Source organism: Streptomyces sp. NPDC055632 (genome assembly GCF_053618675.1).
Genome location: NZ_JBSHHY010000007.1, coordinates 45566 through 70020 on the forward strand (window position 1 = coordinate 45566; position 24455 = coordinate 70020).

The 24455-nt window shown below is 73.3% G+C and carries 24 protein-coding genes; 18 read left to right on the plus strand and 6 right to left on the minus strand.

Annotation, left to right across the window (positions count from 1 at the left end; genetic code table 11):
- Nucleotides 1-245: 245 nt before the first annotated feature.
- Nucleotides 246-2123 (plus strand): AMP-dependent synthetase/ligase, encoded by a 1878-nt coding sequence (locus tag ACWGSR_RS12310; protein ID WP_376238576.1) that lies wholly within the window; start codon nt 246-248, stop codon nt 2121-2123.
- Nucleotides 2124-2212: 89 nt separating this feature from the next.
- Nucleotides 2213-3445: a radical SAM family heme chaperone HemW gene (hemW, locus tag ACWGSR_RS12315; protein WP_376238579.1), complete on the plus strand. Its 1233-nt coding sequence runs from the start codon at nt 2213-2215 to the stop codon at nt 3443-3445.
- A gap of 15 nt (nt 3446-3460) precedes the next feature.
- On the opposite strand, the gene ACWGSR_RS12320 is transcribed toward hemW, so the two are convergent.
- Complete coding sequence (locus tag ACWGSR_RS12320; protein WP_453565854.1) at nt 3461-4264, minus strand: DUF3097 domain-containing protein; 804 nt, start codon at nt 4262-4264, stop codon at nt 3461-3463.
- Between the two features lie 118 nt (nt 4265-4382).
- On the minus strand, nt 4383-5111 hold the full coding sequence (locus ACWGSR_RS12325) for an MBL fold metallo-hydrolase (protein ID WP_453565857.1): 729 nt from the start codon (nt 5109-5111) through the stop codon (nt 4383-4385).
- 147 nt (nt 5112-5258) lie between these two features.
- Here ACWGSR_RS12325 and hrcA point away from each other — a divergent pair, with 147 nt between their 5' ends.
- From hrcA to ACWGSR_RS12345, 4 genes are all read left to right on the plus strand, one after another.
- The gene (gene hrcA, locus ACWGSR_RS12330) at nt 5259-6278 is read left to right on the plus strand and encodes a heat-inducible transcriptional repressor HrcA (RefSeq protein WP_366374602.1); all 1020 of its coding nucleotides are present in this window, start codon (nt 5259-5261) and stop codon (nt 6276-6278) included.
- Complete coding sequence (gene dnaJ / locus ACWGSR_RS12335; protein ID WP_376238587.1) at nt 6279-7415, plus strand: molecular chaperone DnaJ; 1137 nt, start codon at nt 6279-6281, stop codon at nt 7413-7415.
- A gap of 207 nt (nt 7416-7622) precedes the next feature.
- Entirely contained in the window at nt 7623-8705 is a 1083-nt protein-coding gene (locus ACWGSR_RS12340; protein WP_376238589.1) for a nitronate monooxygenase, read from the plus strand.
- Complete coding sequence (locus tag ACWGSR_RS12345; protein WP_453565862.1) at nt 8702-9445, plus strand: 16S rRNA (uracil(1498)-N(3))-methyltransferase; 744 nt, start codon at nt 8702-8704, stop codon at nt 9443-9445. The genes ACWGSR_RS12340 and ACWGSR_RS12345 overlap by 4 nt, the downstream gene beginning before the upstream one ends.
- Nucleotides 9446-9638: 193 nt before the next feature.
- Here ACWGSR_RS12345 and ACWGSR_RS12350 read toward each other — a convergent pair whose 3' ends face one another.
- Nucleotides 9639-10010 (minus strand): hypothetical protein, encoded by a 372-nt coding sequence (locus tag ACWGSR_RS12350; RefSeq protein ID WP_453565865.1) that lies wholly within the window; start codon nt 10008-10010, stop codon nt 9639-9641.
- Nucleotides 10011-10084: 74 nt separating this feature from the next.
- Between ACWGSR_RS12350 and ACWGSR_RS12355 the strand changes: the two genes are divergently transcribed.
- From ACWGSR_RS12355 to ACWGSR_RS12375, 5 genes are all read left to right on the plus strand, one after another.
- Nucleotides 10085-11404, plus strand: coding sequence for an ATP-binding protein (locus tag ACWGSR_RS12355; protein ID WP_453565867.1), 1320 nt, complete (start codon nt 10085-10087; stop codon nt 11402-11404).
- A complete protein-coding gene (locus ACWGSR_RS12360; protein ID WP_376238601.1) occupies nt 11401-12534 on the plus strand; it encodes a tetratricopeptide repeat protein in 1134 nt (377 codons plus the stop codon). The genes ACWGSR_RS12355 and ACWGSR_RS12360 overlap by 4 nt, the downstream gene beginning before the upstream one ends.
- A gap of 81 nt (nt 12535-12615) precedes the next feature.
- Nucleotides 12616-12975 carry a histidine triad nucleotide-binding protein gene (locus ACWGSR_RS12365; protein WP_121829312.1) on the plus strand — a complete coding sequence of 120 codons (360 nt, stop codon included), beginning with the start codon at nt 12616-12618 and terminating at the stop codon, nt 12973-12975.
- 3 nt (nt 12976-12978) lie between these two features.
- A complete protein-coding gene (locus ACWGSR_RS12370; RefSeq protein ID WP_376238606.1) occupies nt 12979-13884 on the plus strand; it encodes a ribonuclease Z in 906 nt (301 codons plus the stop codon).
- 2 nt (nt 13885-13886) lie between these two features.
- A complete protein-coding gene (locus ACWGSR_RS12375) occupies nt 13887-14915 on the plus strand; it encodes an adenosine deaminase (protein WP_453565872.1) in 1029 nt (342 codons plus the stop codon).
- Nucleotides 14916-15219: 304 nt separating this feature from the next.
- Here the strand turns inward: ACWGSR_RS12375 and ACWGSR_RS12380 are convergent, their stop codons facing one another.
- Nucleotides 15220-16590, minus strand: coding sequence for an MFS transporter (locus ACWGSR_RS12380; protein ID WP_453565875.1), 1371 nt, complete (start codon nt 16588-16590; stop codon nt 15220-15222).
- A 258-nt stretch (nt 16591-16848) separates the two neighbouring features.
- Between ACWGSR_RS12380 and ACWGSR_RS12385 the strand changes: the two genes are divergently transcribed.
- The 7 genes from ACWGSR_RS12385 to era all read left to right on the plus strand — a co-directional run bounded on the left by ACWGSR_RS12385 (nt 16849) and on the right by era (nt 22797).
- Nucleotides 16849-17967 (plus strand): carbohydrate kinase family protein, encoded by a 1119-nt coding sequence (locus tag ACWGSR_RS12385; RefSeq protein ID WP_376232571.1) that lies wholly within the window; start codon nt 16849-16851, stop codon nt 17965-17967.
- Between the two features lie 147 nt (nt 17968-18114).
- Nucleotides 18115-19161 carry a PhoH family protein gene (locus ACWGSR_RS12390; RefSeq protein WP_432086996.1) on the plus strand — a complete coding sequence of 349 codons (1047 nt, stop codon included), beginning with the start codon at nt 18115-18117 and terminating at the stop codon, nt 19159-19161.
- Nucleotides 19162-19174: 13 nt separating this feature from the next.
- Nucleotides 19175-19672 (plus strand): rRNA maturation RNase YbeY, encoded by a 498-nt coding sequence (ybeY, locus tag ACWGSR_RS12395; RefSeq protein ID WP_030211030.1) that lies wholly within the window; start codon nt 19175-19177, stop codon nt 19670-19672.
- A gap of 5 nt (nt 19673-19677) precedes the next feature.
- Nucleotides 19678-20982, plus strand: coding sequence for a hemolysin family protein (locus tag ACWGSR_RS12400; protein WP_365538141.1), 1305 nt, complete (start codon nt 19678-19680; stop codon nt 20980-20982).
- Nucleotides 20983-20998: 16 nt separating this feature from the next.
- Nucleotides 20999-21352 carry an MmcQ/YjbR family DNA-binding protein gene (locus ACWGSR_RS12405; RefSeq protein WP_453565879.1) on the plus strand — a complete coding sequence of 118 codons (354 nt, stop codon included), beginning with the start codon at nt 20999-21001 and terminating at the stop codon, nt 21350-21352.
- Nucleotides 21353-21389: 37 nt separating this feature from the next.
- A complete protein-coding gene (locus ACWGSR_RS12410) occupies nt 21390-21752 on the plus strand; it encodes a cytidine deaminase (RefSeq protein ID WP_376232577.1) in 363 nt (120 codons plus the stop codon).
- A 94-nt stretch (nt 21753-21846) separates the two neighbouring features.
- The gene (era, locus tag ACWGSR_RS12415; protein WP_376232578.1) at nt 21847-22797 is read left to right on the plus strand and encodes a GTPase Era; all 951 of its coding nucleotides are present in this window, start codon (nt 21847-21849) and stop codon (nt 22795-22797) included.
- A 95-nt stretch (nt 22798-22892) separates the two neighbouring features.
- On the opposite strand, the gene ACWGSR_RS12420 is transcribed toward era, so the two are convergent.
- On the minus strand, nt 22893-24065 hold the full coding sequence (locus tag ACWGSR_RS12420; RefSeq protein ID WP_453565884.1) for a phage baseplate protein: 1173 nt from the start codon (nt 24063-24065) through the stop codon (nt 22893-22895).
- Nucleotides 24066-24168: 103 nt separating this feature from the next.
- Entirely contained in the window at nt 24169-24444 is a 276-nt protein-coding gene (locus ACWGSR_RS12425) for a protealysin inhibitor emfourin (RefSeq protein ID WP_453565887.1), read from the minus strand.
- Nucleotides 24445-24455: the final 11 nt, after the last annotated feature.

A 24455-nucleotide genomic window follows, 5' to 3' on the forward strand; every position in this document is an offset into this window, starting at 1 on the left:
CCTCGGGCCGTCGGGAGACGGTCGGAGGGCGTGACGGGAGGCGGGTCCGCGAGGCCCGCCGCCCGTCCCACGCGGTACACGAACGGGTCCACGCGCACGGTGCGCGTGGACCCGTTCGTTATGAAGCGACGCACTGCAAGGCCTTACGCGCCGGACCTCGGGCCTTTAGTCTGATCCCGGCTCGAAGGTTACTCGCCAGTTAGTTACGAACCACCAGAAGGCACCGCCGCCGCCCGGAGGACGTCGTGAGCGACACACAGACCCAGATCGAGAACCGGCCGCCCTCCGTGGCGACCCTCTTCCTTGAGCGCGTCGAGCGGACTCCCGACGCGGAGGCCTACCGCTACCCGGTCCCCGCCGCGTCCGGCACCGGCCCGGACGACTGGAAGTCGCTCAGCTGGGGTCAGGCCGCCGATCGGGTCTACGCGATCGCCGCCGGCCTCGTCGACCTCGGCGTGCAGTCCGAGGAGCGGGTCGCCCTCGCCTCCTCCACCCGGGTCGAGTGGATCCTCGCGGACCTCGGCGTGATGTGCGCGGGCGCCGCGACCACCACGGTCTACCCGCAGACCAACGCCGAGGAGTCGGCCTTCATCCTTTCGGACTCCGAGTCCAGGGTCCTCATCGCGGAGGACGCGGCCCAGCTCGCCAAGGCCGTCGAGCGCCGCGCCGAGCTGCCGAACCTCCGCCACGTGGTCGTCGTCGACGCCGCCGGCGTCGAGAGCGACGGCGACTGGGTCCTCACCCTCGCGGAGCTCGAGGAGCGCGGCAGGACGTACCTGGAGACGCACCCCGAGGCGGTCAAGGAGCGGGTCTCCGCGATCACCCCCACGCAGCTCGCCACCCTCATCTACACCTCGGGCACCACCGGCCGCCCCAAGGGCGTCCGCCTCCCGCACGACAACTGGTCGTACATGGCCAAGGCCATCGCCGCGACCGGCCTCGTCACCCAGGAGGACGTGCAGTACCTGTGGCTGCCGCTCGCCCACGTCTTCGGCAAGGTCCTCACCTCCGGCCAGATCGAGGTCGGGCACGTCACCGCCGTCGACGGCCGCGTCGACAAGATCATCGAGAACCTGCCGGTGGTCCAGCCGACCTACATGGCGGCCGTGCCCCGCATCTTCGAGAAGGTCTACAACGGGGTCGCCGCCAAGGCCCGCGCCGCCGGCGGCGCCAAGTACAAGATCTTCCAGTGGGCCGCCGAGGTCGCCCGCGACTACGCGAAGACCACCCAGGACAACTTCCGCCGCACCGGCACTGCCTCCGCGCCCTTCGGCCTGGGCGTCAAGCACAAGGTCGCCGACGCCCTCGTCTACGGCAAGATCCGCGAGGCCTTCGGCGGCAACCTGCGCGCGTGCGTCTCCGGCTCCGCCGCCCTCGCCCCCGAGATCGGCTACTTCTTCGCCGGCGCGGGCATCCACGTCCTGGAGGGGTACGGCCTCACCGAGTCCTCCGCCGCCTCCTTCGTCAACCCGGGCGAGGCCTACCGCACCGGCACCGTCGGCAAGCCGCTCCCCGGCACCGAGGTCCGCATCGCCGACGACGGCGAGATCCTGCTGCGCGGCCCCGGCATCATGGAGGGCTACCACGGCCTGCCGGAGAAGACGGCCGAGGTCCTGGAGTCCGACGGCTGGTTCCACACCGGCGACATCGGCGAGCTGTCCGCCGACGGCTACCTGCGGATCACCGACCGCAAGAAGGACCTGATCAAGACGTCCGGCGGCAAGTACATCGCGCCGGCCGAGGTCGAGGGCCAGTTCAAGGCCGTCTGCCCGTTCGTCTCGAACATCCTGGTCCACGGCGCCGACCGGAACTTCTGCACCGCCCTGATCGCCCTCGACGAGCCCTCCCTCCTCGGCTGGGCCGCCGAGCACGGCCTCGCGGGCAAGTCGTACGCCGAGGTCGTCGCCGCCCCGCAGACCGAGAAGCTGGTCCAGGGCTACGTGGACCGCCTCAACGAGGGCCTCCAGCGCTGGCAGACGATCAAGAAGTTCCGCCTGCTGCCGCGCGACCTCGACATCGAGCACGGCGAGCTGACCCCGTCCCTGAAGCTCAAGCGCCCGGTCGTGGAGCGCGAGTACAAGCACCTCATCGAGGAGATGTACGCGGGCTCGCGCGAGTCCTGACCGGCGCCCCCGCACCGGGGGCGACCAGCACGGGAGCCGGTTGTCCACAGGCAGTCGGCCCACCCCGGGCAGTACGGGACAATGGGCTCATGCCTTCCGTACTGCCCGATGGTGAGACCGTTCCCGAGGACGGGGCACTGCCCCCGCACGCGCTGGAAGGGGCCGGGGAGCGCCCGCTCGGGTTCTACCTGCACGTGCCCTACTGCGCGACGCGCTGCGGGTACTGCGACTTCAACACCTACACGGCGAGCGAGCTGCGCGGCACGGGGGGCGTGCTCGCCTCCCGGGACAACTACGCCGAGCAGGTCGTCGAGGAGGTCCGGCTCGCCCGCAAGGTCCTCGGCGACGACCCCCGGCCGGTCCGGACCGTCTTCGTCGGCGGCGGCACGCCCACGCTGCTCGCCGCCGGAGACCTCGTGCGGATGCTGGGGGCGATCCGCGACGAGTTCGGGCTCGCGGACGACGCCGAGGTCACGACCGAGGCGAACCCGGAGTCGGTGGACCCGGCGTACCTGGCGGAGCTGCGCGAGGGCGGCTTCAACCGGATCTCCTTCGGCATGCAGAGCGCCCGGCAGCACGTCCTGAAGGTCCTCGACCGCACCCACACGCCCGGGCGCCCCGAGGCGTGCGTCGCCGAGGCGCGGGCCGCCGGGTTCGACCACGTCAACCTCGACCTGATCTACGGCACGCCCGGCGAGTCCGACGACGACTGGCGGGCCTCGCTCGACGCGGCGATCGGCGCCGGGCCCGACCACGTCAGCGCCTACGCCCTGATCGTCGAGGAGGGCACCCAGCTGGCCCGCCGCATCCGGCGCGGCGAGGTGCCGATGACCGACGACGACGTGCACGCCGACCGGTACCTGATCACCGAGGAGGTGCTGTCCGGGGCCGGCTTCGAGTGGTACGAGGTGTCCAACTGGGCCACCTCGGAGGCCGGGCGCTGCCTCCACAACGAGCTGTACTGGCGCGGCGCCGACTGGTGGGGCGCCGGACCGGGCGCGCACAGCCACGTGGGCGGGGTCCGCTGGTGGAACGTGAAGCACCCGGGCACGTACGCGGCGGCCCTCGCGGCCGGGAGGACGCCGGGCGCGGGCCGCGAGCTCCTCTCCGAGGAGGACCGGCGGGTGGAGCGGATCCTGCTGGAGCTGCGGCTCCGGGAGGGGGTCGAGCTGGCCCTGCTCAAGCCCGCGGGCCTGGCCGCCTCCCGCAAGGCCCTGGAGGACGGCCTCCTGGACCCCGGCCCGTACGGGGCGGGGCGGGCGGTCCTGACCCTGCGGGGACGGCTGCTCGCGGACGCGGTGGTGCGGGACCTGGTGGACTAGGGAGGCCCCCGGGGGCTACGGCGCCGTCACGAAGTCGATCAGCTCCTCGACCCGGCCCAGGAGCGCCGGCTCCAGGTCCTTGTACGACGTCACCCTCGACAGGATGTGCTGCCAGGCCGCGCCCGTGTTGTCCGGCCAGCCCAGGGCGCGGCAGACGCCCGTCTTCCAGTCCTGGCCGCGCGGGACCGTCGGCCAGGCCGGGATGCCGAGCGAGGACGGCTTCACCGCCTCCCAGACGTCGATGTACGGGTGGCCGACGACCAGGACGTCCGGGGAGGTCACCTGGGCCGCGATCCGGGACTCCTTCGAGCCCGGGACCAGGTGGTCCACCAGGACGCCGAGGCGCGCGTCGGGCGCCGGGCCGAACTCCGCGACGATCGCCGGCAGGTCGTCGACGCCCTCCAGGTACTCCACGACCACGCCCTCGATCCGCAGGTCGTCGCCCCAGACCCGCTCGACCAGCTCCGCGTCATGGCGGCCCTCGACGTAGATCCGGCCCGCCCGCGCCACGCGCGCGCGTGCGCCCGGCACCGCGACCGAGCCGGAGGCCGTACGAGTCGGGCGCACCGGGGCGGCGGGGGAGGGGCGGACCAGGGTCACGGCCTTCCCCTCCAGGAGGAAGCCGCGCGGTTCCAGCGGGAAGACCCGGTGCTTCCCGAAGCGGTCCTCCAGGGTCACCGTGCCCGCCTCGCAGCGGATCACCGCCCCGCAGAAGCCCGTCGCCACCTCCTCCACGACGAGATCGCGGTCGGCCGGGACCTCAGGAACGGGCGCCGACTTCTTCCAGGGGGGTGTCAGATCCGGGTTGTAGCTGCGCATGGGCTCAATCCTGTCCGGGGCGTGGCGTCGGGACACTGCCGGGGTCCGGGGGTCGTCCCCCGGGAGATGCGGCCAGGGGGGCGTCAAGTCCGGGTCGTAGCCGCGCATTCGGGCGACGTTATGCGACGGAGAAGCGCGTCGCCAGTTCCTCGCGCTGGCGTCGTACGAACGCGGCGTCCACCACCGCCCCGTGCCCCGGCACGTACACCGCGTCCCCGCCGCCGAGCGACAGGAGCCGGTCCAGGGCGTCCGGCCAGCGGGACGGGATCGCGTCCGGGCCCGCCTGCGGCTCGCCCGACTCCTCCACCAGGTCCCCGCAGAAGACCACCTCCGGCGGACCGGGCACCAGGAGCGCCAGGTCGTGGCCCGTGTGCCCGGGGCCGACGTTCGCCAGGAGCACCTGCCGGCCGCCCAGGTCGAGCGTCCACTCGCCGGAGACCACGTGCCGCGGGGCCACGAGGACGTCCGCCGCCTCCGCGGCCGCCGCCGGGTCGAGACCGTGCTTCACCCCGTCCGTGCGCAGCTCCTCCCGGTCCCGCTCCCGGGCGAGCAGCTCCTCCGTGCCGACCGCGCCGAAGACCTCCGCGCCCGCGAAGGCCGCCGTGCCGAACACGTGGTCGAAGTGCGGATGGCTCAGTGCGATGTGCGTCACCCTCCGGCCGCCCGTGAGTTCCGCCACCTCCGCCCGCAGCTCCGCGCCCTCCGCGAGGGACGACCCCGTGTCGTACAGCAGCACCGCCCGTTCGCCCACGACGAGCCCCACCGTGGCGTCCCAGACGGGCAGCCGGCGCCGGCCCACCCCGTCCGCGAGCCGTTCCCATCCCCGTGCTTCCCAGTCGACGTCCATGCACCGACGCTAACCGGTGGGGCGTCGCCTCCTTGCCAGGAGCGATGTGTGCCGCCGTACACTGGCCCGGGATCGTTGGCACTCGGACAGGGCGAGTGCCAAAAGCGGAGCAACCGGATCGACCGACGACAGCTGGAGGTGCGCACGATGCTCAGCGAACGCAGACTCGAAGTGCTGCGCGCCATCGTCCAGGACTATGTCGGGACGGAGGAGCCCGTCGGCTCCAAGGCGCTCACGGAGCGCCACAAGCTCGGCGTGTCGCCCGCCACCGTGCGCAACGACATGGCCGTGCTCGAGGACGAGGGCTACATCGCCCAGCCGCACACCAGCGCCGGCCGCATTCCGACGGACAAGGGCTACCGCCTGTTCGTCGACCGGCTCGCGGGGGTCAAGCCGCTGTCGACGCCCGAGCGGCGGGCCATCCACAACTTCCTCGACGGCGCGGTCGACCTGGACGACGTCGTCGGCCGCACAGTCCGGCTGCTCGCGCAGCTCACCCGGCAGGTCGCCGTCGTCCAGTACCCCTCGCTGACCCGTTCGACCGTCCGGCACGTGGAACTGCTCTCGCTGGCCCCGGCCCGCCTGATGCTCGTCCTCATCACGGACACCGGCCGGGTCGAGCAGCGGGTCGTGGACTGCCCCGCGCCCTTCGGCGAGACCTCCCTCGCCGACCTGCGGGCCCGGCTCAACAGCCGGGTCGTCGGCCGCCGGTTCGCCGACGTGCCGCAGCTGGTGCAGGACCTCCCCGAGTCCTTCGAGGAGGCCGAGGACCGCGCCACGGTCTCGACCGTGCTCGCGACCCTCCTCGAAACCCTCGTGGAGGAGCACGAGGAGCGGCTGATGATCGGCGGCACCGCCAACCTCACCCGCTTCGGACACGACTTCCCCCTGATGATCAGGCCCGTCCTGGAGGCTCTGGAGGAGCAGGTCGTCCTCCTCAAGCTGCTCGGCGAGGCCAAGGAATCGGGCATGACCGTACGGATCGGGCACGAGAACGCCCACGAGGGGCTGAGCTCCACGTCCGTCGTCTCGGTCGGCTACGGTTCGGGCGGCGAGGCAGTCGCCAAACTCGGCGTGGTCGGACCGACCCGCATGGACTACCCCGGAACGATGGGAGCGGTACGCGCAGTGGCACGTTACGTCGGACAGATCCTGGCGGAGTCGTAAGTGGCCACGGACTACTACGCCGTACTCGGCGTGCGCCGCGACGCTTCCCAGGACGAGATCAAGAAGGCGTTCCGGAGGCTCGCGCGCGAGCTGCACCCGGACGTCAATCCCGATCCGAAGACGCAGGAACGCTTCAAGGAGATCAACGCCGCCTACGAGGTCCTCTCGGACCCGCAGAAGAAGCAGGTATACGACCTCGGCGGCGACCCGCTCTCGGCCTCCGGCGGAGGCGGCGCGGGCGGCTTCGGCGCGGGCGGCTTCGGCAACTTCTCCGACATCATGGACGCCTTCTTCGGCACGGCCTCGCAGCGCGGCCCGCGCTCGCGCACCCGCCGGGGCCAGGACGCCATGATCCGCCTGGAGATCGACCTCAACGAGGCGGCCTTCGGCACCACCAAGGACATCCAGGTCGACACGGCGGTCGTCTGCACGACCTGCTCCGGCGAGGGCGCCGCGCCCGGCACCTCCGCGCAGACCTGTGACATGTGCCGTGGCCGGGGCGAGGTCTCCCAGGTCACCCGGTCCTTCCTGGGCCAGGTCATGACCTCCCGGCCCTGCCCGCAGTGCCAGGGCTTCGGCACCGTCGTCCCGACCCCGTGCCCCGAGTGCGCGGGCGACGGCCGGGTCCGCTCCCGCCGCACCCTCACGGTCAAGATCCCGGCCGGCGTCGACAACGGCACCCGCATCCAGCTCGCGGGCGAGGGCGAGGTCGGCCCCGGCGGCGGCCCCGCCGGCGACCTGTACGTCGAGATCCACGAGACCCCGCACGAGACGTTCCAGCGGCGCGGCGACGACCTGCACTGCACGGTCACCCTCCCGATGACGGCGGCCGCGCTCGGCACCAAGGTGCAGTTGCAGACCCTCGACGGCATCGAGGAGATCGACGTCCGCCCGGGCACCCAGTCCGGCCAGTCGATCCCGCTGCACGGCCGTGGCGTCACCCACCTGCGCGGCAACGGCCGGGGCGACCTGATCGTGCACGTCGAGGTCCAGACCCCGGGCAAGCTCGACGCCGAGCAGGAGCGCCTCCTGCGCGAGCTCGCCAAGCTGCGCGGCGAGGAACGGCCGACCGGCCAGTTCCAGCCCGGTCAGCAGGGGCTGTTCTCGCGCTTGAAGGACGCGTTCAACGGGCGGTAGGCGCTCTGCCGGGGGTCCGGGGGTCGCCCCCCCCGGGGCAGCACAGTCAGCCCGGTCAGCAGGGGCTGTTCTCGCGGCTGAAGGACGCGTTCAACGGGCGGTAGGCCCGGCCTGCCACATACAGCCCTGAACATGGGGAGGGGCGGTGTCCATCTATGGATACCGCCCCTTTCCATGTCGCTCCCCGCGGCATGACACGATGCCCATATGTCCACCACCGCACTGAACGATCTCTCTCGGTTCCCGATCGTGCAGGCCCCCATGGCGGGTGGCGCCTCCTGCCCCGAACTCGTCGGAGCCGTCTGCGAGGCCGGCGCGCTCGGCTTCCTGGCCGGCGGCTACAAGACGGCCGGCGGCCTCTACCAGGAGATCAAGCAGGTACGCGGGCTCACCGGGCGCCCCTTCGGCGTCAACCTCTTCATGCCGCAGACCGGACGGCCCGCCGACCCCGCCGCCGTCGAGGTCTACCGCCACCAGCTCGCCGGAGAGGCCGACTGGTACCGGACCCCGCTCGGCGAGGCCGACGACTCCCGCGACGACGCCTACGACGCCAAGCTGGCCATCCTCCTGGAGGACCCGGTCCCCGTCGTCTCCTTCACCTTCGGCTGTCCCGCGCCCGACGTCCTCGCCTCCTTCGCCCGCGTCCGCACGTACACGATCGTCACCGTCACCTCCGCCGAGGAGGCCCTCGCCGCCGAGCGCGCCGGGGCCGACGCCGTCTGCGTCCAGGGCGTGGAGGCGGGCGGGCACCAGGGGACGCACCGCGACGACCCGGACGAGGACGGCACGCCCGGCACCGGCCTCCTCACCCTCGTCACCCAGGTCCGCGAGAGCACCGGCCTCCCGCTCGTCGCCGCCGGCGGGATCATGCGCGGCGCCCAGATCGCCGCCGTCCTCGCCGCCGGGGCCGGCGCCGCCCAGCTCGGCACCGCCTTCCTCGGCTGCCCCGAGTCGGGCGCGCACCCGCTGCACAAGCGGGCCCTGACCGACCCGCTGTTCACCCGGACCGCCCTCACCCGGGCCTTCTCCGGGCGCCCGGCGCGCGGCCTCGTCAACCGCTTCATGCGCGAGCACGGCCCGTACGCCCCCGCCGCCTACCCCGAGGTCCACCACCTCACCGCCCCGCTGCGCAAGGCCGCCGCCACCGCCGGCGACGCCCAGGGCATGGCCCTCTGGGCCGGCCAGGGCCACCGCCTCGCCCGCGAACTTCCCGCCGGGCAGCTGGTCGGGGTCCTCGCCGCCGAACTCGACACCGCCCTCTCGGAACAGGACCCCAGGAGCACTTCGTGACCGCACCCGTCTTCGTCGTCGACGCCGTCCCCGGCGCCGGGAGCTTCCTCCTGGACGGCCCCGAGGGGCGGCACGCCGTCTCCGTGAAGCGGCTGCGGGAGGGCGAGGAGCTCGTCCTCGTCGACGGCCGGGGCCGCTGGGCCGCCTGCGAGGTGCTCGCCGCCGAGGGCAGGGACCAGCTCACCGTGCGGGTCGCCGAGGTCCACGAGGACCCCGAGGAGGAGCCCCGGATCACCGTCGTCCAGGCGCTGCCCAAGGGCGACCGGGGCGAGCTGGCCGTCGAGACCATGACGGAGACCGGCGTGGACGCGATCGTGCCGTGGGCCGCCTCCCGCTGCATCACCCAGTGGAAGGGCGACCGGGGCCTCAAGGCGCTCGCCAAGTGGCGGTCCACCGCGCGCGAGGCCGGCAAGCAGTCGCGCCGCACCCGCTTCCCCGAGGTCGCCGACCCCATGACGACCAAGCAGGTCGCCGCCCTCCTCGCCGGCGCCGACTTCGCGGCCGTCCTGCACGAGGACCGCGACCACCCCAGCGGCGCGCTCGCCACCGCCGACCTTCCCGCGAAGGGCTCGGTCGTCCTGGTCGTCGGGCCCGAGGGCGGGGTCTCCCCGGAGGAGCTGACCGCCTTCGAGGCGGCCGGGGCGAAGCCGTACCGGCTGGGCCGCAGCGTGCTGCGCACCTCCACGGCGGGCACGGCGGCGACGGCCCTGGTCCTGGGGCGCACGGGCCGCTGGAGCTAGGGGGTGTCTCGCCGATCAGGCCGGGCTCGCGGCGTCCGGCACCGCACCTCGCCGCGTTGCCGAAACACCCTCATAGCGGAGCTATGAAGGCGCTCCGGCGCCTTGCGATGCTTCCCCCGGGCCCTTGCGGGCCTGGGGAGACCCCATGCACCGGACGCCGCTCCCCGATCCGGCCCGATCGGCGAGACACCCCCTAGGACCCCGAAGACCGAGGCGCGTCCGCCGTCAGCTCGTCGAAGAGCGGCCAGCCGTCCTCCTCCCGCGCCCCGTTCGCGGTCGGGACGAGATCCCGGGCGACCGCCGCGTCGAGGAACCGGCGCACGACCCCGGGCTCGTCGAGGTTGAGCCAGCCGCCCCCGGCGAGCACCTCGTGCCTGCCCATCGTGAACCCGGCCACCGCGCGGCCCGGCGCCTCCCGGAAGACCAGCCGGAGCAGGGCGTGCGGGCGTTCGGCGCGGCGCAGGGCGAGCACGGTCCGGCAGTCGGGGTGCCGGTGCCGGACGTTCCAGAGCCAGACCGTCCCGTCGTCCACCGTCAGCCTGCGCAGGGCCCCGTCCCGTCTCATGCGGCGCAGTGTACGGACGGGGGATGTGCGCACCCGGTGGACGACGGCCCCCGGTGGCTCCTTAGGGTGGCCGCATGGCCGACGAGTCCCCCCTGATCCGCAGTCTCCGCGCCGCCGTGGCCGCCGCCCCCGGCGACGTGCCCCTGCGTCTCCACTTCGCCGAACTCCTCCTCGCGGAGGGGCGCAACGACGAGGCCGTCGCGGAGGCGGCCGTCGCCCTCCAGCACGCACCCGGGGACACGGGCGCCCGCGCCCTGATGGTCCGCGCGATGGGACTGCCCGCCGCGGAGAGCCCGAAGCCGACCGTCGCGGAGGACCCGGCGCCGACCGTCGCGGAGACCCCGGCCCCGGACGAGCCCGCACAGGCCGCTTCCACCCCCACCCCCACCCCCTCCCCCTCCTTCGACTGGGACGCCGCCGAGCAGCAGGTGCAGGACCTCGTCGGGCCCCGCTTCCTGGAGGACCCGCAGGCCGCCGACGGCGACGGGACCGCCGGGGACGCGGCCGCCTGGGACGTCGACGCCCCCGGCTCCGTCCGCCTCGCCGACGTCGGCGGCATGGAGGAGGTCAAGGACCGCCTGGAGGCCGCCTTCCTCGCCCCCATGCGCAACCCCGAACTGCGCAGGCTGTACGGCAAGTCGCTGCGCGGCGGCCTGCTGCTCTACGGCCCGCCCGGCTGCGGCAAGACCTTCATCGCCCGGGCCGTCGCGGGCGAACTCGGCGCGAGCTTCCTCACCGTCTCGCTCTCCGACGTCCTCGACATGTGGATCGGCGCCTCCGAGAAGAACATCCACGACATCTTCGAGACCGCCCGCCGCCAGGCCCCCTGCGTCGTCTTCCTCGACGAGCTGGACGCCCTCGGTGCCAAGCGCTCCCGCACCCACCACAGCGGCCTGCGCAACGTCGTCAACCAGCTCCTCACCGAGCTCGACGGCATCGCGAGCGGCGCCGGGAACGAGGGCGTCTTCGTGCTCGCCGCCACCAACGTCCCCTGGGACGTGGACATCGCGCTGCGCCGCCCCGGCCGCCTCGACCGCACCCTTCTCGTGCTGCCGCCCGACGCCTCCGCCCGCGAGGCGATCCTCCGCTACCACCTGCGCGAGCGCCCCATCGAGGCCGTCGACCTCGGCAAGCTCGTCAAGGCCACCGAGGACTTCTCCGGCGCCGACCTCGCGCACGTCTGCGAGACGGCCGCCGAGGCCGCGCTCCTCGACTCCGCCCGCAGCGGCTCCGTACGCCTGATCACCACCAAGGACCTGCTCGGCGCGGCCAAGCAGATCAAGCCGTCCACGGAGCCGTGGTTCGCCGCCGCCCGGAACGTCGCCATGTTCGCCAACGAGGGCGGCCTCTACGACGACCTGCTCGCCCACCTCAAGCGGAAGCGCAAGCTGTGACCGCGGCCGACGCCCCGGGCGCGCAGGGCGCCCCCGGCACCGCGCTGCGGCGCGCCGAGGCGCTCTACGAGGCCGGGCGGTACGAGCGGGCCGGGGCGCTCGCCGCCCAGCACCTGGCGACCGACCCGGAGGACGCCGAGGCGCTCGTCCTGCTCGCCCGCTGCCACCACCGGGGCGGCGACCACCACGCCGCCCTGGCCGCCGCGGACCAGGCGCTGCGGGCCGAGCCCGAACTGCTCGGCGCCTGGCTGATGCGCGTCCAGATCCTCCTCTCCCGGAAGCGCTACCAGGAGGCCGAGGCCAGTGCCCGGCACTCCGTCGCGCTCGCCCCGCACTACTGGGGCACCCACTACGCGCTCGGCACCGCCCTCGCCGAGCTCGGCGAGCACGGCGAGCGCTTCTTCACGCACGCGCGTGCCGTCGAGGCGTACGAGGCCGCCCGGACCGCCGTCAACCTCGCGCCCGAGGAGGACGCGGCCCACTTCCTGGTCGGCCTCACCGCCCAGCGCCGGGGCGACCACGCCACCGCGCAGCGGGCCTACGAGACGGCGCTGCGCCTCAACCCGCAGAGCAGCGAGGCCCACAACAACCTCTCGCTGCTCCGGCTGCGCCGCCGCTGGTTCCGGCGCGGGGCGTGGACGCAGGCGGCCGAGGGGTTCGTCGCCTCCGCCGCGCTCGACCTCCAGGACCGCAAGGCCCGCTACAACCTGGAGGCCATGGCCTGGAACACCGTCGCCGGGGCCCGCTGGGTCGCCCTGATCGGCTTCATCGCCTCCGTGTACGCCACCGCCGCCGTCCGCACCGGCGGGACCGGGACCGGCGCGGTCGTCCAGTTCCTGATCGGCACGGCGATCCTCGTGGGCGCGTGGGGCGGCTGGGTGCTGTGGATGAGCCGCCGGCTGCCGCCCCGGCTGCGCCGCCCGCTGCTGCTCGTGGCGCGCGGCTGCCGGCCGGTGATCGCCATGGCGACGGCCGTGGGGCTGCTCGGGCTCCACTCGGTGGCGACGACGGCCCTCTGGTCCCTCGACGCGGGCTTGGTCGGCGGGCTCGGGACGCCGCTGTTCTGGGGCGTGGTCATCACGTACTGGGTGAGCCGCTCGTTCCTGAACCGGCGCGCGCCCAAGGACTGACCCGGCCGGGAGAACGGGCCCGTCGGTGCCGGCGGATAGCATGCGCGTGTACTGACCGACGGAGGCGAGGAGGCCCGGACCATGGCCGGAGAGCCGCAGAGCGACTGCCTGTTCTGCAAGATCGTGGCGGGGGAGGTGCCCGCGACGATCGTGCGCGAGACGGAGACGACCGTCGCGTTCCGCGACATAAACCCCCAGGCGCCCACCCACGTCCTGGTGATCCCGCGCGTTCACTACCCGGACGCCGCCTCCCTCGCGGCCGGCGCGCCGGACGTCGCCGCCGACCTGCTGCGCGAGGCCGGCGAGGTCGCCGCCCAGGAGAAGACCGACGGCACCGGCTACCGGATCGTCCTCAACACCGGCGCGGGCGCGGGCCAGACCGTCTTCCACACCCACGCGCACGTGCTGGGCGGCCGCGGCCTCAACTGGCCCCCCGGATAAACCGTGTCCGTACGCGAACTGGTCGTCCTCGGAACCGCCAGCCAGGTCCCGACCCGGCACCGCAACCACAACGGCTACCTGCTGCGCTGGGACGGCGGGGGCATCATGTTCGACCCCGGCGAGGGCACCCAGCGCCAGATGCTGCGGGCCGGGGTCGCCGCGCACGACCTCGACCGGATCTGCGTCACGCACTTCCACGGCGACCACTCGCTCGGCCTGGCCGGGGTGATCCAGCGGATCAACCTCGACCAGGTCCCGCACCCCGTCACCGCCCACTACCCGGCGAGCGGACAGCGCTTCTTCGAGCGGCTGCGGTACGCCACGGCCTACCGCGAGACCGTGAAGCTGGTCGAGGCGCCCGTCTCCGCCGACGGGCCGCTCGCCGTCACCGACGCGTACACCCTGGAAGCGCACCGGCTCTCCCACCCCGTCGAGTCCTACGGTTACCGGCTCGTCGAGCCCGACGGGCGCCGCATCCTGCCCGGGAAGCTCGCCGAGCACGGCATCGCGGGCCCCGACGTGGGCCGGATCCAGCGCGACGGCGTCCTGAACGGCGTCACCCTCGACGAGGTCAGCGAGGTCCGGCGCGGACAGCGCTTCGCCTTCGTCATGGACACCCGGCTCTGCGACGGCGTGCACGCCCTCGCCGAGGGCGCCGACATGCTCGTCATCGAGTCGACCTTCCTCGACGAGGACGTCCGCCTCGCCACCGACCACGGCCACCTGACGGCCGGACAGGCCGCCGCGGTCGCCCGGGACGCGGGCGTGCGGCACCTCGTCCTCACCCACTTCTCGCAGCGCTACCACGACCCCGCCGAGTTCGAACGGCAGGCGCGGGCGGCCGGGTTCGACGGCGAGCTGAGCATTGCCCAGGACCTCATGAGGGTCCCCGTACCGAAACGAACGTGAACATGCCCGTACCCGTAGGCCTCCCCGCGTCCCTCCCCAAGGCGGAACTGCACCTCCACATCGAGGGCACCCTCGAACCCGAGCTGGCCTTCGCGCTCGCCGCGCGCAACGGCGTCACCCTGCCGTACGCGGACACCGACGCCCTGCGCGAGGCGTACCGCTTCAGCGACCTCCAGTCCTTCCTGGACCTGTACTACGGCCTGATGGCGGTCCTGCGCACCGCCGGGGACTTCACCGAACTCGCCGACGCCTATCTGGAGCGGGCCGCCGCCCAGGGCGTCCGGCACGCCGAGATCTTCTTCGACCCGCAGGCGCACACCGCCCGCGGCGTCCCGATCGGCACCGTGATCGAGGGCCTGACCGCCTCCCTCGACCGCGCCGAGGAGCGGTACGGGATCTCCACCCGGCTCATCCTGTGCTTCCTGCGCGACGAGTCCGCCGAGTCGGCCCTCGCCACCCTGGAGGCCGCGAAGCCGTACCTGGACCGGATCACCGGCGTCGGTCTGGACTCGGCGGAGGTCGGCCACCCGCCGGCCAAGTTCCGCGAGGTGTACGAGGAGGCCGCCCGGCTCGGTCTGCGCCGCGTCGCGCACGCGGGCGAGGAGGGGCCCGCGGCGTACGTCCGCGAGGCGCTCGACGTCCTCGGCGTCGAGCGGATCGACCACGGCCTGCGCTGCATGGACGACCCCGACCTCGTCGCCCGGCTCGCCCGCGAGCGGGTCCCGCTCACCCTCTGCCCCCTGTCGAACGTCCGCCTCCGCGTCATCGACACCCTCGCCGACCATCCGCTCCGCGCGATGATGTCGGCCGGTCTCCTCGTCACCGTCAACTCCGACGACCCCGCCTACTTCGGCGGCTACGCGGGCGACAACTACGACGGCGTCCGCACCGCGCTCGGCCTCACGGAGGAACAGCTCCGTGAGCTGGCCCGGAACTCCTTCCTGGCGTCGTTCCTGGAGGACGACGAGGGGCGGCGGGAGCGGTATCTGGCGGAGGTGGAGGCGTACGAGTTCGGGGACGGCGGGGCGTAGGCGCCCGTGGGGCGGGGCGGGGCGGGGCAGGGCGGGTGCGGGCCGGGGCGCCTGCGGCGGGCTTCTTCCCCACCCCGCCCCTTCCCATAACCGGGGCTCCGCCCCGGACCCCGCGCCTCAAACGCCGGCGGGGCTGGATTTTCCGCCCCGAGGGCGGAACTTCAGCCCGTCCGGCGTTTGAGGACACGCCCGGAGGGCGTACGGGGGCCCGGGGGCTCGCCCCCGGTTTCGGGAAGGGGCGGGGTGGGGAGAAGCCCGCCGCAGGCGCCCCGCACGCGCACCCGGCCCCTCACCCCCGCACCCCTCACCCCCGATCGCTCGGCCTCGCCAGCCCGAACGTCGACTTCGTCAACCGGCGACGGGCGGCCGGGACCGGAACCCGGATCGGAGTCACCGGCTGCTCGGGGGCGCCCACCTGGGGCACCAGGGACGGCGTCGCCGAGGCGTTGCCGGCGAGGACGGCCGCGGGGGCGCCGCCGCGGCGGCGGATCGAGCCGGGGACCAGCGGGCGGCCGGAGACGTGCCGGGCCACGGCCGTCATGGGGGCGGCGACCAGCAGGAGCAGGGCGCAGAGGACCGCGCCCATGCCCGGATAGCCCGCGCCCTCCGAGAGGAGGCTGCCGGTCACCGGGCCGCAGGCCACGCCCAGGGAGGACGCCGAGCCGACCAGGACGGCCCAGCGGCCGCGCGGGTCGAGGGAGGCGGCCAGGCCCAGGAGGTAGGACAGGACGACCGGGTAGAAGGCGTTCCACAGGATCTCGCCGGTCGCGAACGAGACCAGGTCCCCGGCGGACGAACTCAGCAGCACGCAGCCCGCGATGAGGACCGTGCCGGCCCCGATCGGCACCGCCCGGCCCAGGCGCGAGCCGAGCGCCCCCGCCGCCGTGACCCCGGCGAGCCCCGCGCCGAGCGCCGCCGCGAAGACCGCGCCGACGGTGACCTCGGAGAGCCCGGCCTGGGTGGTTCCGATGCGGCCGCTCACGCCCCACAGCGCGTTCTGCGCGAGGGACCAGCACAGGATGCCGCCCGCGAGGACGGCCCCCGCCCGGCGGTACGGCAGCGGGCCCGTCACGGGCGCCACGGACCCGACGGACGACTCCCGGCCCGTGCCCGAGCCCGTACGCGCACGCGTACCGCCCGGCAGACGGCCCGTCACCGGCCACACCAGGACCGCCGCACAGGCGATCGCGAGCAGCGGGGGCGCGTGGCCGGAGCCCAGGTGGGGGAGCGTCAGATAGAGGGCGCCCGCCGTGGCCGAGACGGAGAGCAGGCCCAGGGTCGAGGCCCGGTGCGGGTCCCGCCGCCCGGCGATCCCGGCGGCGGCCACCGCCGTCGCCGTGCCCGAGCCGAGGCCGCCGAGGACGGCGCCCGCGACCACCAGCGGCACGGTGCCGGTCGCGGCGGCGGAGCCGTACCCGACGATCATGGCGAGCAGGCCCGCGCGGGCCGCCCGGCGCGGTCCGATCCGCTCCCCGCGCGCGGCGAGCGTGAAACCGGCGGACGAGGAGCCGAGCAGCAGCACGGAGCCGACCAGGCCCGCCTGCGCGGGGGAGAGGCCGAGCCCGGCGGAGAGGCGGCCGACGACGGTCGGCAGCAGGTACGGGGCCAGGTAACCGGCCGTGAAGAGTGCGACGAGGGCGACGAGGGCCCCCGCGCCGCGAGACCGCGACGACATGGGCGTTCCCAGGAACAAGAAGGGGAGGGGTGGAGCGCCCGGCGGTGCGCGAGAGGCACGGGGTCGCGTGACCATGTGTATCAAGCGGGCGAGGGGTGGGAGAAGGTGGTTTCCACCGGTACGCGATGTGATCCGCGACACTCCTGGTTTGGCGGGACGGTTTCCGGGTAAAGAGACGTCCTCCTCGTGCGTCCCACCCGTCTCCCGACCCCCATCGGGCACACTGGGCGGATCCGCACCGCGACCGGGGAGCCCGCCGTGACCACACCCAGGGGAGAGCAGCCGCAACACGACGCCGAGGTCGACCCGTTGGAGCGCCTGCGCGAGCCCACCGACCCCGCCTGCGACGTCTTCCTGACCGGCACGGTCTTCCTCGACATCATCTTCACCGGCCTCGACAGCGCCCCCGTCCGCGGCACCGAGTCCTGGGCCCGCGGCATGGGCTCCAGCCCCGGCGGCGTCGCCAACATGGCCACCGCCCTCGCCCGCCTCGGCCTGCACACCTCCCTCGCCGCCGCCTTCGGCGACGACCACTACGGCGAGTACTGCTGGGACGCCCTGGAGCAGGGCGAGGGCATCGACCTCTCCTTCTCCCGCACGGTCCCCGGCTGGCACTCCCCGGTCACCGTCTCCATGGCCTACGAGGGCGAGCGCACGATGGTCTCGCACGGCCACGCGGCCCCGCCGTCCGAAGGCGCCCTGCCCGCCTACCCGCCGCACGCGCGCGCGGCCGTCGCCTCCCTCGCCCCCGGCCGCCCCGAGGAGTGGGTCGCCCAGGCCGCCCGCGCCGGCGCCAAGGTCTTCGCCGACGTCGGCTGGGACGACACCGGCCGCTGGGACCTGGCGGCCCTCCCGGACCTGGAGCACTGCGAGGCGTTCCTGCCCAACGCCGCCGAGGCGATGCGCTACACCCGCACCGACTGCCCCCGGGCCGCCGCCCGCGCCCTCGCCGACAAGGTCCGCTACGCCGTGGTCACCCTCGGCGCCGAGGGCGCCTACGCCGTCGACGGTGCCACCGGCGAGACCGCCGAGGTCCCCGCCATCCAGGTCTCCGCCCTCGACCCGACCGGCGCCGGGGACGTCTTCGTCGCCGGTTTCGTCACCGGCACCCTCGCCGGCTGGCCCCTCGCCGACCGGCTCGCCTTCGCCGGCCTCACCGCCGCCCTCTCCGTCCAGGAGTTCGGCGGCTCCCTCTCCGCCCCCACCTGGGACGAGATCGCCGCCTGGTGGCAGCGGGCCCAGGGCGACGCCCGGCAGGACCCCGAGGCCCTGCGCGGCCGCTACGCCTTCCTGGAGCGCCTCCTGCCCGCCCCCGCCCGCCCCTGGCCGCTGCGCAGGGCGGTCCCGACGATCGGCTTCCGCGCGGCCGCCTCGTAGGGCCCGTTCCCGGACACACCACTCGAACGGCCCTTCGTAAACCCCTTAGGCACTGTCGGTGCCAGGTCGTAGGCTTGGTGATCGAGAGGTTGTCGAGCCGCGAGAACCCCGCGTACGGGAGGTATGCGCAGGCCACAGTGCCGGCCCATGACTCACACACCCACAGCCCACGACGGAGCGCCCCGCGACGAGGCGCACGGACAGGCCCGCGCCCACTTCACGGTCCCCGCCAAGCACCCCATGGTGACCCTGCTGGGCTCCGGCGACTCCCTGCTCCGCGTCATCGAGCGCTCGTTCCCCGGGACCGACATCCACGTCCGGGGCAACCAGGTCAGCGCGGTCGGCGACGCGGCGGAAGTCGCCCTGATCCAGCGCCTGTTCGACGAGATGATGCTGGTGCTCCGCACCGGTCAGCCGATGACGGAGGACGCAGTGGAACGCTCGATCGCCATGCTCAGGGCGAGCGGGGACGGAACGGCGGAGGGCGGCGAGGAGACTCCCGCCGAGGTGCTCACGCAGAACATCCTCTCCAGCCGGGGACGCACGATCCGCCCCAAGACGCTCAACCAGAAGCGGTACGTCGACGCCATCGACAAGCACACGATCGTCTTCGGCATCGGCCCCGCGGGCACCGGCAAGACCTATCTCGCCATGGCCAAGGCGGTCCAGGCCCTGCAGTCCAAGCAGGTCAACCGGATCATCCTGACCAGACCCGCCGTCGAGGCGGGCGAGCGGCTCGGCTTCCTGCCGGGCACGCTCTACGAGAAGATCGACCCGTACCTGCGCCCGCTCTACGACGCCCTGCACGACATGCTCGACCCGGACTCGATCCCCAAGCTCATGGCGAGCGGGACGATCGAGGTCGCGCCCCTGGCGTACATGCGCGGCCGCACGCTCAACGACGCGTTCATCATCCTGGACGAGGCGCAGAACACGAACCCCGAGCAGATGAAGATGTTCCTCACCCGCCTCGGCTTCGACTCGAAGATCGTCATCACCGGTGACATCACCCAGGTCGACCTGCCGAACGGGACGAAGAGCGGTCTGCGGCAGGTCCGCGACATCCTCGACGGGGTCCAGGACGTCCACTTCTCCACGCTCACGTCGCAGGATGTCGTCCGGCACAAGCTCGTCGGCCGTATCGTCGACGCGTACGAGCAGTACGACAGCCGCAACGGCCGCAACGGGAAGTAGTCACAGAACCACCATGTCGATCGACGTCAACAACGAGTCCGGCACCGAGGTCGACGAGCAGTCGATCCTCGACATCGCCCGCTACGCGCTCGCGCGCATGCGCATCCACCCCCTCTCCGAGCTCTCGGTGATCGTCGTGGACGCGGAGGCGATGGAGCAGCTCCACATCCAGTGGATGGACCTGCCCGGCCCCACGGACGTCATGTCCTTCCCGATGGACGAGCTGCGCCCGCCGGCGAAGGACGACGCGGAGCCCCCGCAGGGGCTCCTCGGCGACATCGTGCTCTGCCCCGAGGTCGCCACCCAGCAGGGCAAGGACGCGCCGACGCAGCACTCCATGGACGAGGAGCTCCAGCTCCTCACCGTCCACGGAGTGCTGCACCTCCTCGGCTACGACCACGAGGAGCCCGACGAGAAGGCCGAGATGTTCGGCCTCCAGGCGGCGATCGTCGACGGCTGGCGCGCGGAGAAGGGCCTGACCGGCCCCTCCCCGGCGCCGACCGTCTCCTGACCCCGATGGACGTCTCGCTGATCCTCGGGGCGGTCGCGCTCGTCGTCGTGGCCTGGCTCGCCGCCTGCGCCGAGGCGGGCCTCGCCCGGATCTCCAGCTTCCGCGCCGCCGAGGCCGTACGGTCCGGGCGGCGCGGGGCCGAGAAGCTCGCCCGGGTCGCCTCCGACCCGACCCGCTACCTCAACGTGGCGCTGCTCGTCCGCGTCGCCTGCGAGATGGCGGCCGGCGTCCTCGTCACGTACGCCTGCCTGGAGGCCTTCCCGGAGACCTGGGAGGCGCTCCTCGTCGCCATCGCCGTCATGGTCCTCGTCTCGTACGTGGCCGTCGGCGTCTCGCCGCGCACCATCGGCCGCCAGCACCCGCTGAACACGGCGACCGCCGCCGCGTACGTCCTGGTGCCCCTCGCCCGGATCATGGGCCCGATCCCGCAGCTCCTGATCCTCATCGGCAACGCGCTCACCCCCGGCAAGGGCTTCCGCAAGGGCCCCTTCGCCTCCGAGGCCGAGCTGCGGGCCCTGGTCGACCTCGCCGAGCAGGAGTCGCTGATCGAGGACGACGAGCGCCGCATGGTGCACTCCGTCTTCGAGCTCGGCGACACCCTCGTGCGCGAGGTCATGGTGCCCCGCACCGACCTGATCTGCATCGAGCGCTACAAGACCGTCCGCCAGGCCCTCACCCTCGCCCTGCGCTCCGGCTTCTCCCGGATCCCGGTCACCGGCGAGAACGAGGACGACATCGTCGGCATCGTGTACCTCAAGGACCTGGCCCGCCGGACCCACGTCAACCGGGAGTCGGAGTCCGACCTGGTGTCGACCGCGATGCGGCCGGCCGCCTTCGTGCCCGACACCAAGAACGCCGGCGACCTGCTGCGCGAGATGCAGCAGGAGCGCAACCACGTCGCCGTCGTCGTCGACGAGTACGGCGGCACGGCCGGGATCGTCACCATCGAGGACATCCTGGAGGAGATCGTCGGCGAGATCACCGACGAGTACGACCGGGAGCTGCCGCCCGTCCAGGAGCTCGGCGACGACCGGTACCGGGTCACCGCCCGCCTCGACATCGGGGACCTCGGCGAGCTCTACGGCCTGGGCCCCGACGAGTACGACGACGAGGACGTGGAGACCGTCGGCGGCCTGCTCGCCAAGGCCCTCGGCCGCGTCCCCATCTCGGGCGCGAAGTCCGTGGTGGAGCTGCCCGACGGGCGCTCGCTGCGGCTGACCGCCGAGTCCCCGGCCGGCCGCCGGAACAAGATCGTCACCGTGCTCGTGGAACCGGTGGAGCCGGTCGGAGCGGAGAAGGAACCCGAGTGACCCCCCAGGAGCCCGAGTGACCCCCGACGAGCTGCGCGCCCTCTGCCTGGAGTTCGACGACGCGTCGGAGGAGTTCCCCTTCGGCCCGGAGACCTCCGTCTTCAAGGTCGCCGGGAAGCTCTTCGCCCTGTCGGCGCTCGACTCCGAGCCGCTGCGGGTCAACCTCAAGTGCGACCCGGACGAGGCCGTGCGGCTCCGCGAGGAACACCCGGCGATCGCCCCCGGCCACCACATGAACAAGCGGCACTGGAACACGGTGACCGTCGGCGAGCTCCCGGCCCCCATGGTCCGGGAGCTGGTCGAGGACTCGTACGACCTCGTCGTCGCGGGCCTGCCGAAGGCGGTACGGCTCCGCCTGGACCGCCCCTGAACCGGAGCCTTCCCGGGGCCCGACCTATGCTCGCTCCATGACACTCAGCAGCGAGCACGGCGACCTCGGCGCCGAGGACCTCAAGATCATCACCCTGGCGCGGAGCGCGCGGGCCCGCAACGGCGTGGCCGAGGGCGCGGCCGTGCGCGACGAGACCGGCCGGACCTACGTGGCCGGGACCGTGGCGCTCGACTCGCTCAGGCTGAGCGCCCTGCAGACCGCCGTCGCGATGGCGGTGGCCAGCGGCGCCGAGTCCCTGGAGGCGGCGGCCGTCGTGACGACCGCCGAGGCGGCCTCGGACGCGGACCGCGCGGCCGTGCGGGACCTCGGCGGCCCGGAGACCCCGGTCCTGCTCGCGGGCCCGGACGGGAAGCTGCGACAGGCCGTCACGGCGGGCTGAGACGCCCCGCCGGGAGCTCCCGGGGGCTCCGGAGTGCGCGCCGCCGGGTCCTCCGCACCCACTGGGTGCGTGGCGCGGGCGCTCATCGGGGACAATGGCCCCCATGAGCGCTCGCAACCAAGAAACCGAAGCCGTCCACCGGGCCGGCTTCGCCTGCTTCGTCGGCCGCCCCAACGCGGGCAAGTCCACCCTCACGAACGCTCTGGTCGGCCAGAAGGTGGCCATCACCTCGAACCGGCCGCAGACCACCCGGCACACCGTCCGGGGCATCGTGCACCGCCCGGACGCGCAGCTGATCCTGGTCGACACCCCCGGCCTCCACAAGCCGCGCACCCTCCTGGGCGAGCGGCTCAACGACGTCGTGCGCACCACCTGGGCCGAGGTCGACGTGATCGGCTTCTGCCTGCCCGCCGACCAGAAGCTCGGCCCCGGCGACCGCTTCATCGCCAAGGAACTGGCCGGGATCAAGAAGACCCCCAAGGTCGCGATCATCACCAAGACCGACCTGGTCGACTCCAAGACGCTCGCCGAGCAGCTCATCGCCGTCGACCAGCTCGGCAAGGAGCTGGGCTTCGAGTGGCAGGAGATCGTCCCGGTCTCCGCCGTCGGCGACAAGCAGGTCCAGCTCGTCGCGGACCTGCTCGTCCCGCTGCTCCCCGAGTCCCCGCCGCTCTACCCGGAGGGCGACCTCACCGACGAGCCCGAGCAGGTCATGGTCGCGGAGCTGATCCGCGAGGCCGCGCTCGAAGGCGTGCGGGACGAGCTGCCGCACTCCATCGCGGTGGTCGTGGAGGAGATGATCCCCCGCGAGAACCGCCCGGCGGACCGGCCGCTGCTCGACATCCACGCCAACGTGTACATCGAGCGCCCCAGCCAGAAGGGCATCATCATCGGCCCCAAGGGCAGCCGCCTGAAGGAGGTCGGGATGAAGTCCCGCAAGCACATCGAGGCCCTCCTCGGCACCCCGGTCTTCCTCGACCTGCACGTGAAGGTCGCGAAGGACTGGCAGCGGGACCCGAAGCAGCTCAGGAAGCTGGGCTTCTAGAAGGCCGGTTCTCCGGAAGGACCCACGGAGAGGGCCGCGCCCGGGAGAACGTCCCCGGGCGCGGCCCTCTCCTCATGCCGCCGCGCCCTTCCGCCTCACGGCTGGATCAGCGAGTCCTTGTAGTAGACCGACGCGGTGCGCGCGCCCGAGGTCTCCCCCGAGGCGAAGCCCATGCAGAGGCGGAACACGTCGGGCTCGGACGCCTTCGGGATCTGGATCGCCAGGCCCTCCGGCTCGCGGAACGGCAGGGTGTAGCCGGCCTTCGAGTGGAAGGTCGTGATGATCTGCCCGGTGTTCAGGTCCACCGAGGTGAGGTGGGTGTTGCCCTCGCCCGGCGGGGAGATGACGATCTCGGGCGTCGACTCGTTGCCGTCGTGGTCCTGCGTGTAGCCGTACGAGTTGCCGTGCAGCATGTACAGGTACTGACCGGCCACCGCGTACCCCTGGAACGAGGGCTTCCCGTAGCGGTTGCGGTCGATCGAGATCGCGGGCTCGGCGATCTCGGCCAGCGGCGTGCCGAAGTCGCCCGCGCGCGCCGCGGCCAGGTCGAAGATCCGGTAGCGCATCCCGTTGAGGCTGTACCGGACCACCAGGCGGTTGTTCAGCGGGTCGACGCCCGCCGTGTTGTTCACGCTGCCGGGGACGGGGGTGAACTTCTGCAGCGAGGTGCTGGTGGCGTCCAGCGGCGTGCTGGAGCTCGCGAACTTGAAGCGGCAGAGGCGGCGGCCCCGGCTCGTCCCCTCCTTGGTGTCCTGGACCGCGTCGACCTCGGTCCACAGGTAGGTGCTGCCGCCCGAGGGCTCGACGCCGATGCCGACGCCGTGCCCGAAGCCCCGCAGGTACATGTGGCCCGTGATCCTCGCGCTTCCGGCGCCCTCCGCCGTGTCGGCGCCGAGGGTCCACTCGGTGATCGCCAGGTCGCCGTGGAGGTCGCGGACGTCGGCGGAGACCGGCGCGGACTCGCCCTTGAGCTGGAGGCCGCCGCCGATGAGCTGGGCGAAGTAGAGCCGCCGGTTGACGTTGTCGAAGCCGAGGGACTGGATGACCGTCCCCCGCTGCACGGCCTTCTCGCGGAAGTAGGCCGGGCCGGTGTTGCCCTCGACGCGGATCAGCTTCGACGGCGGCAGCGCCAGGGCGGTGGCCGCCGTTCCGGCGCCCGTGCCCGCGGCGCTCGCGGTCCCCGCCGTCGTTCCGAGCCCGGCGACGGCCAGGGCGGCGACGCCGCCGAGGGAGAGGAAGTCGCGCCGGTTGAGCTGACTGGCATTCATGAGGGCTTCACTTTCGCGAGATTGACGGACCGCGCCATCCTTTCAAGCCGCGCGGCGAACCTCGAACATCAGGGCGAAAGCGAAGGGGGGTGAGGGCGCCCGGTTACGCGCCTTCCTTCAGGACCCGGGTGATCAGGGCCCGCTGCTCCTTCGTGACCGCCGGGTCGCCGCACCGGACCGTGTGCCCGTCGATCGTGATCTCGTACGAGAAGCCGTCCGGGACGCCGGACCGGTCACCGTCCCCGCCGCCTCCGTCGGCCGCGAGGACCGCCCCGGCCAGGGCGGCCCACTCCCCGGCGTCGGGGCGGCCCGCGGTGTCCACCTCCGCCGACCGCTCGATGCCCGCGAAACCGCCCGTGCGCCGTACTCGAATCCGCATGGGCCCTGTCT